Raw genomic sequence first — 17,261 nt, 5'->3', positions numbered from 1 at the left:
TCCGAAAAGGATATAGTAGGGGAAATTCTTATGCGTAGTTTGAAGACAAGTCTTCTTTCGATGTTAATTGCATTGTCGTTCACGGCTTCGCTCGCCCATGCCGAGGGCGATGGAAAAACCAATGTTAAGGTTAATACAGATACAAAAGACGTAAGCGCCGCTCAGCAAAAGGTTGAAGGCAAAGGGTTTACCGAAGAGGCAAAACAGGTTAAGGCGACGACTTCGAATTGGTTGCAATTGGGTACCGCTGCACGTACAGCGGGTGCCGATGTCCCGGGTATAAATTTGCTTCAAGAGTTGGATAGTGCCGCCAGCTACTACAGCAATCTTCATGGTACTTGCGTAAAGACACAAGCTACCGCCTCCTGGCTTTGCCGAGAAAAGACAAGTCCTGAGCTTCAGAAAACACTCAATAATATTAACACTGTTGCCAGCATGATCACGGGGGTCGCCGTTCAGGATGCCTGTAGCAACTTGGCGAAAATTGCTCGTTTGGCGCAGGCGGGCCTGACTGCATATACGGCAGCATGTTCGTCGGCACGTGCAGCGTGTGAGGCCTCTTGTGATACCGTGAAAACAAATCTTGATCGTATCAAGAAAATTGTAGATTCCAGCGGTGCGACGCTTGGACAGTGCCAACCAATAGTCCCAACTAATGCTGCTGCGGCAACAGCCTGCACCAACTACATGACTGCCTTAAAAGGTAAAATGGCGATGGTTCAGCAGACCGTTGAAAAGGACTCTGCAATGACGGGTGATGCTGAAGCCGAAATTGCAGCACAGTCCATCGCAACAAAAGACAAAGCGTGTACCTATACTTACGGAAACATGCTGGTTTCAGCTGGTGCGGGTATCGCGTCCATGATCTCTTCCTTCAAGCAAGGTCAGCAGTGTGACGAGGAATCCGACGGTACGGGCACGGATGTGGCAACTACGGCCACTGTCGACAAGTGTGCTGATGCCACAACAGCAGCCAACGATCCAGAATGTATCTGTAAAGCCAATCCAAGAACTCCGGGTTGTTCCAACTCTTATCAGAAAGCTAATGACGGGACGACGTCTCGCTTGGCTTCTCAAGGTGCAGAGCTTGGTACAGCAGGTAACGGCGCTGGTGCAAATACGCTTCCAGGAATTGAAAGTGATCCTCTTGCAGGATTGCGTGATCTTGCATCCACAAGCGCCGGTGGCAGTGATTCTTCCGGTATCGGCGCACCAACAGGTGGTGGCAGTGGCCTGAGCGGCTTTGGTGGCGGCAGCGGCGGTGGTGCCGGAGCTCAGGGTGAAGCGGCTAAAAAAGGTCTGAACACGGATATCCTTTCCGGCGCAGGTGGCGGCGGAGGCGGTGGTGGATTCGGTGGCTTTAAAGGTTCCGATCCGAAGCTGCGTCAGTACCTTCCAGGCGGGGCGAAAGATCCTTCTCAAGGATTGGCTGGTCAGCAGGCTTGGAAAAATGAAGTGACCGGTCAGGGTGGCAAGTCCAACTGGGAAAAAATCAAAGAACGCTATCGTGACAACAAGAACACTCTTTTGAATAACTAGGGGATGCTATGACAAAATTAACAATCAAGTTCGTTTGTGTATTGTCGTTGATTTGGTCTCCGGTTATGGCGGGCGCTGTTACAGTCAGCGGCAGCAGCACTTCGACAACAACAAATCAGACGACGGCGGACAAAGGGGTTGAAACCACAACTGGTAAATCCACTTCCCCTTCAGTGAAGGATTCTGCAGATAAGTCTGGAAGCTCCAATAAGGGCGCTCAGGCGACTCAGTTCCTTACAGGGGCCTTGATGTTTACTATGGCGGCGGAAAAATGGGGTGAATGCTCCAGTCAAAACTATGCTGCCTGCGCGATGGCTGCAATCTTCACAGGCTTCGGCGTTTTGTCCATGAAGCAGGGTAAAGAGCACGGCAGTGCCGCGGGTTCTTCGGGTCTGACTAGCTTCCAATCTGACGGTTTGGGCAATGCCTATGACTATGGAAACATTGACCTGAATGATCCCAACAACCCACTTTCAAATGATCCGAATGTTAAAGCTTTGGGAACGAATACAGGAAAGCTGACCACCGGGGGTCTGTTGGATCCTAAGACCGGGATTATTAAAACACCGGATGGTAAAACATATAAGGCGTCAGATTTTGCATCTGCAGCGTCGATGGCAGCTGCGGGTATTCCGCAAGGTGCAATCCTTGCGGGTCAGGATGCTTATGCCCAGGTTTCCAAAAAGTCCGCTGATAAAGTTGAAAAGCTTAAAATTGGTGCGATGACTGCTTCCAACGGCTTCAGTGAAGGTGGTGGCGGCGGTGGAGGAGGCTGGGGACCAGCTTCTCCAGCTGATGATGGCTCAGGCAGCGGCTATGCCGGGGCTGGTGGTTCTGGTTCCGGTGGTGTCAGCCTGGAACGTGATCCATCAAGTCTTGCAGGCATGCAGAAGAACTATAACGGTGAACCTATCGGTGTTGCCGCTGACAGTATCTTCCTGATGATGACTCGCAGATATAAAGTCAAAGAAAGCCAAGAGTCTTTCTATACCGACGCTGAACTGGCTTTGCAGAAATAAGAATCCAGATATCAGAAAAAAGAAAGGGTGCTGTTTCCAGCACCCTTTTTGTTTTAGTAAAGCAGGTATTTCTTCCTTTCCTTCACCCAGGATTTTTCATCCTTGGCTAAAGCTGCATCCAGATCCTTCGGAGTCGCTTTTGGATTTTCGATCCAGTTCTTCAGCGCCGGTCCGCCGTTAATCACATCAAATGCCAGACGGTCGTTCACGTACTCGTAAGCAAAATCTCGATAGATCGGGTACTTCGGATGCATTTCGCGAATCACCTTCAGCATCAGTGCCGTCAGACGGAAAGGTTTGAATTGATCGTGTTTGTAACTGACGCCGTCCGTGTGGAACTGGAAGCCGTGGCATAGCTTACCTACATGCTTGTGGAAAGTCGGCTCAAAGAAGCACTCACGCAAAGTCACGCCCTTGAACCACTGAGGGGCTTTCTTTTTCATGCGCACCAAAACTTCCGCATAGTCAATATCCGAAGCACCGATGATTTCCAGAGCGCGGGTCGTACCGCGAGCTTCTGAAAGCGTTGTGCCCTCAATCAGCACGGTTCCGGAATAAGCTCGCGCCATATTCAAAGAGGCCGCGTTCGGAGAGGGATTCACCCAAGGACGCTTCAGATCCCAGCCAAAGCCCGGGCCCTTGTCAGGACTGTAGCCTTTCATCTTCACGATCTGCAGATCCAGATCCATTTTGTAGTAGTCAGCAAAGTACAAAGCCAGCTCGCCCACCGTCAGGCCGTGACGCATAGGAATGGGTGCCGCACCCACAAAGGATTCCCAGCCTGGCAGCATTTTAAAGCCTTCCACCGGGCGGCCCGCGGGATTAGGACGATCCAGAACAATGACGGTTTTTCCAAGTTTTGCGGATTCTTCCATGATGTACAAAAGCGTGGTGATGAACGTGTAAATGCGGCAGCCCAGATCCTGAAGATCAAACAGCACAACGTCAAAGTGGGACATCATCTCGGCCGTGGGGCGACGAACTTCTCCGTACAGACTGAATACGGGAATCTTGTGAATTGGATCCACAAAGTCCGGGCTTTCGATCATGTTGTCTTGTTTGTCGCCGCGAACGCCGTGCTGGGGGCCGAAAGCGCAGGAAAGTTTGATTTTCTTGGAAAGCAAATCCATGCTGTGCTGAAGATTTTCATCAACGCTGGCAGGGTGGCAGACCAAGCCCACACGTTTGCCCTTAAGGCTTTTTAACATTTTTGGATTTGCGAGAAGTACTTCAAGACCGAGTTTCATAAATGTCCTTGCTACAGAAAGAGAGTGTCTTTGGCCTGAGTGCCGGCTGGCACCCGTGCGTTGGCGCCCACGATGACGTTGGTCAGTTCACAGCCATTTTCCACAATGGCTCCGGGGCCGGCACAGAATGTTTTGTGAATTCGAGAATGTCCCAGAAAGGCGGATTTTGAAATCAAGCTGAAGCCTCCGTCAGTAGAGGCCAAAATGGTTTCTTCTTTGGAATATCTTTTCAGAGTTCCTTCCAGAGTGGTCTTTTGATAAGTCACAGGTCCCGCCAAATAATGCAGGCACTTTTCAGAAGCCTCCAGAAAGTCGGTGGGGTTTCCGGTTTCAAACCAAGTGCATTCAAAAGGATAAGCTTCAACACTCAGACCTTTTTTTATCGCCGCCGTTAAAGCGTCATACAGAATATTGGATTCACCTTGTGCCGGAATGAAATCAAATACCTTGTCAGCAAGAATCTGAACGCCGACAAAATGCCATGCCTTCACGGCTCCGGCGACCGGGGTTTTTCCAAAGCCCAGAACGCGGTTGTGGGCATCTGTCCAGACGCCACCAAACTTTGTTCCCACGTCGGGATGATCCATCACCATCAAAGTCGCGATATTGCGCTGGTGACGGTGATGAGTGATCGCTTTTTTCATGATGTCAGCTTCTTTGGGAAGAATGATCTCATCGGCATTCATCATGACGAAGGAATCATCACCCATAAAGTGATCCCGGGCTTTACCCAGTCCGCCACCGCTCCCCAGAATCTGTCCAACTTCGTCAGAAAAATGCAAAGACTTCGCATGGTGGCGCAGGCTGTGGAAAAGGTGGTGGATTTCGCCGGGCAGGTGATAGGTGTTTACCACCAGCTTGTTGATGGCAAGATTTCCCAGAAAACTGAGAGAGTGTCCAGCCAACGGGACCGTTACAAACGGAATGGCCGGCTTTGGAAGTGTCAGCGTGTAGGGGCGAAGTCTTGTGCCTTCACCCGCCGCCAGCAGCATCACATTCATAGAGTTTCGTACTTTCTTTCCAGAGCACCGGAATCAATCAGGACATCGGCAAATACTTTGTATTCCGGGAATTCGTTGATGGCTTTCATCACACGACGAAGAGTTCCGGAAAGGTATTTTAGATAACGACGGTCTTGGCGCAGGTGATAGAAGCTGGCAAAGCTTCCGCACGCCTTAAAACAGCGCTGGATGGATTGCAGTTCATAGATGCGGTCAAACTGCTCGCGCGAGAAATCTTTTGGCAAATAATCTTTGGATCTATCCAGATAGTAGTCAATCAGGGTGCGCGCCATGGAATCATTCATGTCCACGTAAGAGTCACGCATCAGACTGACCAGGTCATACTGAATCGGACCCAGGCGGGCATCCTGGAAATCAATCACGCTCATCTGATCAAGTTTGATCATCAAGTTGCGGGAATGATAGTCGCGGTGAGCGATGCGTTTTGGTTCCTTGTCCAGACGGCTTGAGATATCCACAAAGATATCCGTGATTTCCTTGTTCAAAGATTCACCGAAGGGGAACTTCAGAACGCCGGAAAGCAGATTGTCTTTACCGTAGTTCATTTCCCACAGGAATTTTTCGGTGTTGAACTCGATTTTGAAAGCGGTGCAGTCAGATTTGTCCAAAGTAGCCGGGTGGTGGATCTTGACGATCTCGTCCACGGCCATTTGATAGAATTCCAAAGAAGCTTCCTGGCTTTGGCTTTCCCAGAATTTTCTTTCCAGGGTCAGATCGCCCAGATCTTCCAGCAGCATCAGTCCTTCTTGCGGGGACTGCGCCACCACGGTGGGAACATGCACGCCGTTTTTAGCGAAGTGATTCAGCACGCTCAGGAACGGATAGTTGTTGGGATCAAAAGGCTCCCAGCGCATCAGCACCCAGGACTGGTTGTCCTGCACCACGCGATAGTAACGGCGGTTGGAGGCGTCTCCGGCCAAGGAAAAGACCTTGTAGTTGTCGGAGTTCAAAGCTTTTGTCAAAAATGGAACCAGGAATTCATCGTGAGTGACCATAAGAAAAATTCTCACAGACACTCACGGCATTATCAAGGATAAATCAGACGGGAAAATCAGGCGTCGATCGGACCATCTTTCATGAAGAACAGTTCCAGAACTTCCTTCAGTCCCTGCGGCGTCATCGGCGCGCGGTCGACTTCAAAGCAGTTCACGGAAATCTCATCCACGAATTTTGAATCCAGCGTGCTTTCACCCAGTTCTTCCAGGCTTTTCAGGGAGCTGGTAATGATCAGTGGCTCGTCGTCCAGATGCTCTTCGCTGATATAATCCATCAGCAGCTCCTGTTCGGCGGCATTCAGGTTCTCAACGTTTTCCACAAAGATTGTCATTCCACCCATGCGGGCAATGTCCATAGAGGAATGCAGCTGGCCTTTGATGTCATTGAAAGGAACAAATGCCCAGCGGCCGGTCAGCTCGTGCAGTTGCAAAGCGACTTTCTTGTTGTTGTTTTCGGATCGGCCCTCAAGATGGATCAGGTGAGAAATCAACTCTGCAGCTGGACCTTCGTTTGGGACGATGGAATCGTCAGCCAGAAGCTCATCAATTGTCGGCAGCGGTTCTTCACCGAACAGTCGGACATTGTCCAGATTGGGCTGAATTTTGCTAAGCTCTTCAAGATTGGCTTCTTTCTGATCCAGATACCATTTGTACATGGCTGGTTCCAGAACCATTCTTACCAACTGAGCCACTCCAGAACGCTTCTCACTATTCAGATCATCTGCGGATGGCACCACAGCTGTTCCCAGGAAGTTCCCATTCACTCGAATAGGAATATGAAGGTCACGCCCCCTCGTGAACATTTCTTCCGCGCCTGAAACTTCAGACAGGTCCATCAATTGACGGATCTGTAAACCCTTCCCATAGCGGTTGGCCAGAATCTGCTTTAGTCTTTCTACAAAAGAGCTATCCAATGTTGTCTGCATAAAACCACGTACCCCTTACACAAAGGACCTCTATTACAAGAGCAGTGCCAAGTCTGGATGCGGTCTTAATTATTTAGTATATTCAGCAGGATAGCCTGTTTTTGGCAAAAAAAGTGGGCTTTAAGATTTGCTCTTAAAGCCCACTAAGTTTCGATCATTTAGGTAATTCTTTTAGGGTCGGTGCCCTTTTTAGCGCGCCAGTTTGCGCTTATCCAGGCCGTACTTTTCGACCTTCATGATAAGACCTGCACGGCTGATACCCAGTTCTTTTGCAAGCTTGGATTTGTTCCAACCTGTGCGGCGCAGACCCTCGCGGATCATTTCGCGTTCCAGATCTTCCAATGCATCCTTCAGCTTACCCTGCAAACGGGAACCCTGAACTTTGTTCTTTTCGCCAGCTTCCAAAACTTTCGGGGAAAGAAGTTCCGCCATCAGTTTTGTTTCGTCACCGGAAAGAACACAAAGTCTTTCGATCTCATTTTGCAGTTCACGCACGTTACCCGGCCATGGATAGTCATAAAGCTTTTCCAAAGCGCGCTTGGTGATCTGACGTTTTGGTCCACCTTGCTGATCGTGAATTTTATTAAGGAAGAAATCCACCAGGAACGGGATGTCTTCTTTTCTTTCACGCATCGGAGGAACGCGGATATTGATAACATTCAGGCGATAGTACAAGTCTTCACGGAATGTGCCTTGTTCTACCATTTCTTTCAGATTTCTGTTTGTTGCCGCCACGATGCGCACATCCACTTTACGGGATTCAGTCGCACCCACTGGCATGAACGTGCCTTCCTGCAGAACGCGCAGCAGTTTTACCTGCATCTGCGGGGAGGTATCCCCGATCTCATCCAGGAAGAAGGTCCCTTTGTCAGCCATTTCGAAAAGACCTTTTTTGTCTTTCAAAGCGCCTGTGAAGGAGCCTTTTACGTGACCGAACAATTCAGATTCCAAAAGGTTGTCATTGAATGCGGAACAGTTCTGGATGATGAAAGGTTTGTCTTTGCGGTGAGAGTTATAGTGAATTGATTTTGCGATCAATTCCTTACCCGTACCGTTTTCACCCTGTACCAACACTGTGGAATCCGCACCTTTGATTTTATCAAGCAAAGCGTACAGAGACTGCATTGGTTTGGACTTGCCGATCATGTTGTCATACTTGAAACGGTTGCCCAGTTCTTTATTCAATTCTTTGATGCGGTCTTCACGGGAAGAGATTTCCAGGTGAAGAGTCACGATCTCCTGAGCCACCAGTTCGCAAAGCTCATTGAAGTGAGCGCGCTCCTGATCATCCAGGAATTTCAGTTTGCCCAGGCATTTTTCAATCACTTCGCCGGACATGCCGAAGGCCGCAAGGCGCTCGCGGATTTCTGTCATGCGGGAAGTGAAGTTGGAATCGCGGAAGAAGCCCATAGCCACAACCGTACCCACACAGTCATTTTCGATCATGATCGGGAATACACCCACATCAAAACCAACCATGTCCCACTTGCGCAGGGAGAATCTGTTTTGGGAAGTGCGAAGATCATCCAGAGACTTGGTCACAAGTTCCGCGATGCTTTGCTGACCAGCTTCTTTTCTTACCAGAGCTGTGATTGCCGGATTGCTGAAGGTGACTTTATCAGAGTCATAACCTTTGAGCATTCCGCGCTCGTCTGTGAAAACAACGTCAATGTTCCACCACGCGCTGAGAATCTGTTTGAGCTTGTTGATGACATGTATATGTTCAAACTCATCCCAATTAATCATAAGTATCGTCCTTTCAGTGACTGTCAAAAGTATCGATACTTTTATCGTCAAGAAAGTAGACGAACTTTAGCGGGACTGTCTAAAGAGCGTGCAAAGCTGGACTAAGGACTGGGACGCACGTCTCAGATTAAGACTTATACTCCGCTGGGATGTGCTTTCCTTCGCCGTCACGAAGCGCATGATAGGTCGGCGACATAATTTCGATTTGAGCTTCGTTAAACAAATCCTGAATATTTCTGTATAGATCCGAATACACATCGTCAAAATTGTTTGCAAGACGGGTGTAACCATTCAGTTCATACTGCACATACGAGTTGTCCAGGGCTGTCTGGAAAACAAACGGCTTCGGGTCTTTCAAAACACCTTCGGTGCGGGCCGCAGCCCCCAATAAAAGCTCGTGTACCTTTCTCCAGTTCACGTCGTAACCGATCGTGATTCGTGGATTCAGGATCAGTCCTTTGGTGTCAGCAACAGCGCTGAAATTGATGATATGGCTGTTTAAAACATTTGAATTTGGAATCGTCACATCCACGTTCTTAATTGTGCGAATGCGGGTCACAAGCAGGTTCTTTTCAACGACGTCGCCGACGGTGCTGCCCAGTTTTACGCGGTCGCCGACTTGAAACGGTCGCATGTAAGTGATGACGAGGCCTGCCACCATATTGGAAATTGCGGAGCTTGATCCCAATGAAATCAAAAGACCCAGGAATACGGATACACCCTGGAAGGCCGGAGAGCTCGATCCCGGCAAATGCGGGAAGACGATAATCAGGGTGAAGGCGAAAACCAGAATGCGCACCAGATTGTAAGTGGGGTGGGCCCATTCCGCATGAAAACCTTCAAGCTTTAGATATCCTGCCTCAATGCGCAGGAAGAACAAACGAATGACTTTCAGAACATAGCGCATCACCAGGACGATCACGATGACGTAAATGGCTTTCGGGATGTAGTCGACGATGGTCTTCAGCACTTCCTTCAGTGGATCCAGAATGTAGTGAAGCATGTTTTCAGAAAGATGCTGAGTGTCGGGGAAAAAGCCCAGCACCAGCGAGAAATAGAAATAAAGACCCAGGACAGTGATGATCAGTCGCAGACCCTTTAGCAAACTGCAGATGCCGGCGGTTAAGGACTGGGCGGTGATGATTTCAAAGTTATGGATCTTTAAAGCAGGAAGCTGGCTATGGGGCAGGGACTGAATCTTTTTCTGCAGCCACGGGAAAAACCAGCTTAGCAGGGACAAGGCCACAATCAGAATGATGGTGGCGATACCGGTGTTGATAACAGCGCTGCTCAGTTCAGATCCAAATAAAGTAGGCATACTTTATTTAGATCATAGAATTAAGTGTGTTGTAAACTGTGGAAGCGGAAGTATTCGCCCTCATTTGACATGAGGTCTTTGTGAGTTCCGATCTCGGCGATTTCGCCTGATTTCATAACGACAATCTTGTCCGCTTTTTGAATTGTCGACAGACGGTGCGCAATCACCAGGGCTGTACGGCCTTCCATCAGATGATCAATGCCTTTTTGTACTTCGATTTCGCTGGCAGTATCCAGTGCACTGGTCGCTTCATCCAGGATCAGAACGGGAGCATCTTTGAACATCGCGCGCGCAATGCTGATACGCTGCTTTTCGCCGCCGGAAAGAAGATTTCCGCGGTCACCGACGCGGCTTTGATAGCCCTGCGGTGTTTTCATGATGAAGTCGTGAGCATTTGCAAGTTTTGCCATTGCCGGGATGTCTTCACGGGTGCGGTTGTAGTCACCGGCCCAGATGTTTTTTTCGATGGTATCGCTGAACAGGAACACATCCTGAGTCACCAAGGCAACATTGCGGCGCAGATCCTTCAGGCCGATATTGTGAATGTTCACGCCATCAATCAGAATTTCGCCGGAAGTGGGATCAAAGAATCTTTCCAGCAGGTTCACGATGGTGGACTTACCACTGCCGCTGGCGCCGACCAAAGCCACCACTTCGCCGCGGTTGATTTCAAGGTTCAGATTCTTCAGGATCATTTCTTTGCCATAAGTGAAGCTCACGTTTTTGTATGTGATCTTCTTCCAGTCTTTCGGGAACGGAACTGGATTGGCCACTTGTGGAACTTCCGATTCATTTTCAATGATCTCAAAGATACGACGCAGGGAAATAGTCACTTCCTGAATGCGAACGTAAGCTTCCTGAACACGCTTGATGGGCTGATTAATCATCAACAAGGAAGCCACGAAGCCCACGAACGTTCCCGGAGTGCTGCGACCGGCGGCAATCTCATAACTTACATACATGAATACACATAGAACAATGGCTGTTGCCAGGAATTCGGTCACCGGACCGCTGGCTTCCTGACGTTTGTAAATGGTCTTGCGGATGCCAAGGTATTTGTCGGACTCCTTGATCAGGCGCTCGCCCATGTCTTTTTCAAGATTGAAGGACTGGATAATGCGAACACCGTCCAGACTTTCTTTGATGGTGGAGGTCATGTACTCCATCACGTCACGTTCTTGAGGAATATACTTGCGCATGCTGCGGGCGATGTTTTTCAGAATAACCGCAATCACCGGTGCAATAAGGAAGGTTGCCAGTGTCAGCTTCCAGTCGATGCGGATCAAATTGATCAGCAGGCCCACCAGCATCAGGGGATAAAGGAAAATGTCGGCCACAACGCGCAGACCGTCCTGGATGATGCGAATATCATTCAGAATACGACTGATCAAGCCGCCGGAACCAGCGGCATAGTTGTTATGGAAGGACAGATTCAGGCGCATGAACTTCTGCTGAAGCTTCTGGCGCAGCCCTTGAACCACGCGCTCAGCGGTGTAGTTCATCAGATAAATGTGGAAGTAACGAGAAGTCGCTTGAACCAGCGCCAAACCCAAGGCCATTGGCACCAGAGTGGCCATGGCCTGCTGCTGGTTTGCAGACAGTCCATCGAACAGCCCTTTGATCATATAAGCCAGCTGCGTGGTTGCCAGCGCGTTCAGAATCCCTGTGGCGGCGACGATGTAAAGGGTGCTTTTGTACTGCTTAAGTTCGCCCAGGAGTTTCTTGATTTCAGGTGACATCTTTTGTTTCCAGATTACGAGGTTTGGTGGCTCTCGATATAACGCTTGAGATATTGCCCCGTCAGACTTTTCTTCACTTTCATGATGTCGTCCGGAGTGCCCGTAGCCACAATGTTTCCGCCTTTTTTACCTGCTTCAGGACCGAGGTCAATCACATAATCTGAGCCACGGATCACATCCAAGTTGTGCTCCACGACGACAACACTGCCGCCAGTCTCGATCAGTTTATTTAGAACCTTCATCAAAAGCTCCACCTCGCGGAAGTGCAGACCGGTGGTCGGCTCATCCAGAATGTACAGGGTGGACTTCTGTTGGACCTGAGACAGCTCCTTGGCGATTTTCAAGCGCTGGGATTCCCCACCGCTTAAGGAATTGGCTGGTTGCCCCAGTTGCAGGTAATCCAGTCCGACTTCTTTGAGCACGCTTAAGGGCTTGCGGATATTCGGGTGAGCCACGAAGAAATTCATGGCTTCATTCACGGTCATTGAAAGAATTTCGTGAACGTTTTTGTTTTTATACTGAATTTCAAGGATTTCGGGGCGGTACTTCTTACCGTCACAGACGTCACAAGGGATAACCACGTTATCCATGAACATCATGTCGATTTCCTCATAACCCGTACCTTTGCAGGCCGGGCAGCGACCACCATCCACGTTCAAGCTGAAGGTTCCGGCAGTGTAACCGCGGGACTGGGCCTCAGGAGTCGTGGACATGATCATGCGGATGGCATCAAACGCCTTCAGGTAAGTGATCGGCGAGCTTCGTGCAGACTTACCAATCGGTGACTGGTCAATCAACAGCACGTTTTTGATATGCTCAACACCATCCAGACCTGAATAGTCCTGGGCTGGCATATACTCGATATCCAAAGCGCGAGCCAAAGCTGGATACAGAGTTTTGGAAATCAGAGTCGACTTGCCAGAACCACTGACGCCGGTCACGGTCACCAGGCGATTCAGCGGGAAGACCACATCCAGATTCTTCAGATTGTGTCCTTTGGCGCCTTTGAGTTCGATCTTAACCTTGTAGCTGTCGACATCCACCGGGCGAATCGTGCGAAGAGCGGCCCAGTTTTTAGAAGGCTTCAGGAAAGGAACGGTATTGGACTTTTCATAGTCATAGAACTTTTCCGTCGTGCCGGCATAAACGACTTCACCACCCAGGTATCCTGAACCAGGGCCCATTTCGATGATGTGTTCGCTGGCTTTGATCACATCGTGATCGTGCTCAACGATAACCAGAGTGTTTCCAAGTTCCTTAAGATCCTTCAGGATCGAAATCAAACGATCATTGTCGCGCGGATGCAGACCCACGGTGGGTTCATCCAAAACATACAAAGCCTGGGAAAGACCCATGCCCAGTTGGTTTGCAAGAATCAGGCGCTGGTATTCCCCGCCTGACAGTGTGCGGGTTTCGCGTCCCAGAGACAGATAATGAACCCCCACGCGCATCAGGAATTCCAGACGCGAACGGATCTGCTTTAGCACTTCTCCGGCAACTTCCAGCTGGAAAGGCGTGACTTCCAGTTTTTGGAAAAAAGCATTCAGGTCCTCGATGGTCAAATTGGAAAGATCATTGATATTCGAGTTGGCGATAAGAACGTGATTGGCTTCCGTGCGCAGGCGTGCGCCTTTACAGCTCGGGCACTGGAACGGGCTGCGGAAGCGGGAGATAAACACACGCACGTGCATTTTGTATTTGATCTGATCAAGGTATTCAAACAGACCACGCACGCCGAAGAAATCTTTGTTTCCATTCCAGATCACATCACGCTCGGCCTTTGGAAGATCCTTCCAAGGGGTGTGAGTGTCGATCTTGGTTTTTTTGCAGTACGCAAGCAGCTGCTTTTTTTCATGAGCGGCACTGGGCATCCAGAACGGGCTGAGGGCCCCTTGAGCCAGGCTCAAGTTTGGATTTGGAATCACTTTTTCTTCGTCTATATCCAGAATATTTCCGAAGCCCTTGCATGTCGGGCAGGCGCCAATCGGAGAATTAAAACTGAACAGCTTAGAGCTCAGTGGCGGCGGAGTATAGCCACACACCGGACAAGACGCTTCTTCGCTGACTTGCAGACGTTCGCCGTCCGTGGAAAGAATGGTCGCTCGGCGAGTGATCAGATGCGTGTTGTATTTAATGCTGGCTTCATAGGCTTGAGTCAGTGAATCTGCCAGGCGGCCGCGTTCATCCTCGTTGAAGGACATACGGTCAATCACCAGATAGAACGTTTCTTTAGGCAGACCTTTTTTGATTGCGGCTGCTTCGCCGATTTCAACGACCGTACCCATTTCTTCATTGGTCAGGCCACCAGGGTTTGTGGGAACGACTTCTGGAGCCTCTACTTTTTTGGAGGCTTTCTTGCCCGAAGCTTTGGTTTTTTTGCCAGCGGCTTTTGCAGCAGGCTTTTTAACCTCGGTCACTTTCGGGATGTAGATACGAAGGTAGCCGTCCTGCAAAAGAAGTGAATGAAGCTTTTTGCCTTCAGCCACGCGGCCTTCGGCGTTGATTTCCACCAGCAGGTAGCCGCGCTTGCCCGCAAAGTTTTTTAGAACCTTGTCAGTGGCTTCGGTCACACTTTCTTTTTCGGTGGGGCAGTGGTGAGTCGGGCAGTAGGATTTCCCGATCTTTTCATAAAGCAGGCGAAGATAATCGATGATTTCAGTTGTGGTTCCCACCGTCGAGCGGGAACTTTTAACCGTGTTCTTTTGTTCAATCGAAATAGCTGGGGGAATATTGTTGATACCTTCGATGTCCGGTTTCGGAGCTTTGTTCAGAAACTGACGGGCATAGTTGGACATGCTTTCGATAAAACGACGCTGACCTTCGGCAAACAAAGTTTCGAAGGCCAGGGAAGATTTCCCGGAACCACTGGGGCCGCAGATCACAGTCATGGAACCAACCGGGATCTTGACCTCAATGTTCTTAAGATTGTTTTGTTTCACCCCCCAGAGGTGAATATCCTTCATTCCGATAAATCCTGTTTATAGAAGTCAGTTGCTTCTTCAGCTTTGTTGGAGGCGGCTGTAGGTTCAGTTCCTTCAACGAAAGCCTGACGAATGATCTTCTTGGTTGAGGCCGAAGCCAGTTTGCCAGTTTCGCTGTCGATATTAGCAAACACGATACCGTCCGGCACGGGGAAAGTCATCTGCGGAAGACCTTCGTGAGCCGCTTTCATGTAGTCGACCCAAATCGGCAAAGCAGAGCGTCCGCCGACCTCGCCTTTACCCAAGCTCTTTTCTTTGTCAAAGCCCACCCACACACCAGTGGAGATCTGAGGGCTGTAGCCGATAAACCACGCGTCAAAGTAGTTGTTGGTGGATCCGGTTTTGCCGGCAACTTCACGACCCACCGCTCTTGCGCGACCACCGGTACCGCCAGCGTCTTCAACAACGCCTTTCAACAGAGTTGTCATCACGTAAGCTGTGGAAGGACGAATCAGCTGGTCCGCATCCTGGAAGAAGATGCTTGGATCCAGCTTGGCATTCTTGCCTTCTTTTTTCTTCATTTCTTCAACCTTGGCTGGATCATTCATGGCTTCCAGGAAGGCTTTGCGACGCTCTTCGAAACCGTCATTGATGGTTTTGATTTCTTTGTCAAAACGGGCATCCAAAGAAACGGTTTTTAGCAGATTCTTTCCGTTGGCATCATCAACCTTGTGAATCAGCAGCGGAGAAAGTCTTTTGCCAAGACGACCGAATTCAGCAAAGGCCTTGGTCATTTCGTACAAAGTCACACTGCTGGAACCCAGTGCCAGCGTGAAGTCCGGATTCAAAGGACTGTAGATTCCCAAACGACGAGCGTAGTCCATGGACCACGGAACACCGACGTCTTCGATGATTTTCACGGTCGGGATATTCAAAGACTTCACCAAAGCATTGCGGAACAAGATGTCACCACCGAAGCTTTTTGAGTGATTGGATGGCTTCCAAACCTTCATGTCACCTTGGCCTTCGGCATCATCGGCCGCTGCGCCACCTTCTTCGTACACGATCGGGGCATCCATGATCGGAGTTGCGGGAGTGTAGCCTTTTTCCAGGGCTGAAGCGTAAACAATCGCCTTAAATGCAGAACCTGTCTGGCGGGGAGCCTGAATCGCACGATTGAATTCACTTTTTGCAAAGCTGGATCCACCGACCATTGCCAGGACATCTTGATTGTCCTGATCAAATGAAATCAAAGCACCTTCCACCAGCGGTTCCTGATCCAGCTCAAGACCGATGAACTTGGTCAAGTCCGGAGCAGCTGCGGTTGGCAGGCCTTTTTTCTTGCTGGCAATTCTTGTGGAGGTGAACTGATCTGCGACCACCTTCACCAGAATCACATCGCCTTTTTTCAGGGCCTCAGAGGGCTTTTTGATCGCTGCCAGATCATAGCGGGCATCAGAATCAGGCTTACGCGCCCAAGTCATGGTTTCAATATCAATCACACCGCGGGTTTCAGGCAGCTTTACGTAAACCAGACCCAAAGTGTCGTCGATTTTTTCAACAACACCATTCACGGTGTCTTTCAGTTTGATATACGGAGGCAGCAATGGGTGCAGCTTTTCATCCTGAGCGGACTTCACCGGCACGATGTCGGCAAACTTTCCGTCCGGCAGAATGATTCTTTCTGGAGTGAAGTCCGAGATCAGCTTCTTTTGATTTTCTTTCAGGAACTCTTCAATGGCGTCTTCATCAGAAAGATTTTTCGAAGGACCACGGTAACCCTGACGCTTATCCAAGGACTTCAGACCTTCTTTCACAGAATCCTGAGCGGCCATCTGTTTGGTCAGATCAAGACTGGTGTAGATTTTCAGACCCTTGTCCAAAACCATGTCTTCACCCAGTTGGTTCACCAGAAGTTGACGAACGGTTTCAAGATAGAACGGAGCATACTCTTCGTAGTTTTCACGGACGTAAACCTTCACCGGCTCTTTGATGGCCGTTTCAGATTCTTCCTTGCTGACGTAACCCACATCGGCCATACGGCGCAGAACATAGATCTGACGTTCTTTGGCGCGCAACGGATTTGATACCGGGCTGTAGCGCGACGGCGCCTGAGGAAGTCCGGCAAGGATCGCCATTTCAGACAGGGTCAGTTTGGAAACCGGCTTGCGATAGTAAGTCTGGGCAGCCTGTTCAACACCATAAGCCCCTTGACCGAAATAAATCTGATTCAGGTAAAGAAACAGAATGTCTTCTTTGCTTAGATTCTTTTCCATTTCAATGGCCAGAAGGATATCGCGCAATTTACGGGTCAGAGTTTTTTCAGAAGACAAAAGAAGAGTTTTTGCCACCTGTTGTGTGATCGTGGATCCCCCTTGAACGGACCGACCGGCACGCAGGTTGGCCAAAGCCGCACGGAAGATCGCGGTAGGATTGATCCCCTTGTGCGAGAAGAACTGATCGTCTTCGGCTGCCAGGAAAGCATTCACCAGATTTTTGGGAATCTTATCGTAAGGAACCAACGTGCGGCGTTCGCGGAAGAATTCGCCGATTTTTTTATTGTTGCGGTCGTACACCTGACTGACCAGCAAGGGCTGATAGTCTTTCACGGTGATCAACTGAGGCAAACCGGATTTTACGGATTGAACAATAAGGTACAAACCGAGGATGCCGACAAGACCGAGGGCGACGCAAAATAGCAGGATCTTTTTTAACACTGTGGGGGGCTCCTTTAACAGGCCCCCATTCTAACAGTGCAAATGGGTAGGGTCTAGGGACACTGGCCCGAA

The 17,261-nt window shown here is 49.7% G+C and carries 11 protein-coding genes; 2 read left to right on the top strand and 9 right to left on the bottom strand.

The window, feature by feature from the left end:
* Positions 1 to 30 precede the first annotated feature (30 nt).
* Both AC04MQ_RS02510 and AC04MQ_RS02505 read left to right on the top strand, forming a co-directional pair.
* Entirely contained in the window at positions 31 to 1,539 is a 1,509-nt protein-coding gene (locus AC04MQ_RS02510) for a hypothetical protein (RefSeq protein WP_475390914.1), read from the top strand.
* 8 nt (positions 1,540 to 1,547) lie between these two features.
* Positions 1,548 to 2,558 (top strand): hypothetical protein, encoded by a 1,011-nt coding sequence (locus AC04MQ_RS02505; RefSeq protein ID WP_475390912.1) that lies wholly within the window; start codon positions 1,548 to 1,550, stop codon positions 2,556 to 2,558.
* Between the two features lie 53 nt (positions 2,559 to 2,611).
* On the opposite strand, the gene AC04MQ_RS02500 is transcribed toward AC04MQ_RS02505, so the two are convergent.
* The 9 genes from AC04MQ_RS02500 to AC04MQ_RS02460 all read right to left on the bottom strand — a co-directional run bounded on the left by AC04MQ_RS02500 (position 2,612) and on the right by AC04MQ_RS02460 (position 17,189).
* Entirely contained in the window at positions 2,612 to 3,805 is a 1,194-nt protein-coding gene (locus tag AC04MQ_RS02500) for an exo-beta-N-acetylmuramidase NamZ family protein (protein ID WP_475390910.1), read from the bottom strand.
* A gap of 11 nt (positions 3,806 to 3,816) precedes the next feature.
* A complete protein-coding gene (locus AC04MQ_RS02495; protein WP_475390908.1) occupies positions 3,817 to 4,806 on the bottom strand; it encodes a sugar phosphate nucleotidyltransferase in 990 nt (329 codons plus the stop codon).
* Complete coding sequence (locus AC04MQ_RS02490; RefSeq protein ID WP_235046210.1) at positions 4,803 to 5,837, bottom strand: aminoglycoside phosphotransferase family protein; 1,035 nt, start codon at positions 5,835 to 5,837, stop codon at positions 4,803 to 4,805. Before AC04MQ_RS02490 ends, AC04MQ_RS02495 begins: the two co-directional genes overlap by 4 nt.
* Positions 5,838 to 5,878: 41 nt before the next feature.
* Positions 5,879 to 6,748 carry a hypothetical protein gene (locus AC04MQ_RS02485; protein WP_475390906.1) on the bottom strand — a complete coding sequence of 290 codons (870 nt, stop codon included), beginning with the start codon at positions 6,746 to 6,748 and terminating at the stop codon, positions 5,879 to 5,881.
* Positions 6,749 to 6,937: 189 nt separating this feature from the next.
* On the bottom strand, positions 6,938 to 8,494 hold the full coding sequence (locus tag AC04MQ_RS02480; RefSeq protein ID WP_015089343.1) for a sigma 54-interacting transcriptional regulator: 1,557 nt from the start codon (positions 8,492 to 8,494) through the stop codon (positions 6,938 to 6,940).
* 127 nt (positions 8,495 to 8,621) lie between these two features.
* Positions 8,622 to 9,812 carry a mechanosensitive ion channel family protein gene (locus AC04MQ_RS02475; protein ID WP_475390904.1) on the bottom strand — a complete coding sequence of 397 codons (1,191 nt, stop codon included), beginning with the start codon at positions 9,810 to 9,812 and terminating at the stop codon, positions 8,622 to 8,624.
* 20 nt (positions 9,813 to 9,832) lie between these two features.
* On the bottom strand, positions 9,833 to 11,551 hold the full coding sequence (locus AC04MQ_RS02470) for an ABC transporter ATP-binding protein (RefSeq protein WP_015089346.1): 1,719 nt from the start codon (positions 11,549 to 11,551) through the stop codon (positions 9,833 to 9,835).
* Between the two features lie 14 nt (positions 11,552 to 11,565).
* Positions 11,566 to 14,514 (bottom strand): excinuclease ABC subunit UvrA, encoded by a 2,949-nt coding sequence (gene uvrA, locus AC04MQ_RS02465; protein ID WP_041576766.1) that lies wholly within the window; start codon positions 14,512 to 14,514, stop codon positions 11,566 to 11,568.
* On the bottom strand, positions 14,511 to 17,189 hold the full coding sequence (locus AC04MQ_RS02460; RefSeq protein WP_015089348.1) for a penicillin-binding protein 1A: 2,679 nt from the start codon (positions 17,187 to 17,189) through the stop codon (positions 14,511 to 14,513). The genes uvrA and AC04MQ_RS02460 overlap by 4 nt, the downstream gene beginning before the upstream one ends.
* Between the last annotated feature and the right edge of the window lie 72 nt (positions 17,190 to 17,261).

It is taken from the genome of Bdellovibrio sp. MYbb2 (assembly GCF_056175685.1).
This window is presented reverse-complemented; position numbering and strand designations above follow the sequence as displayed.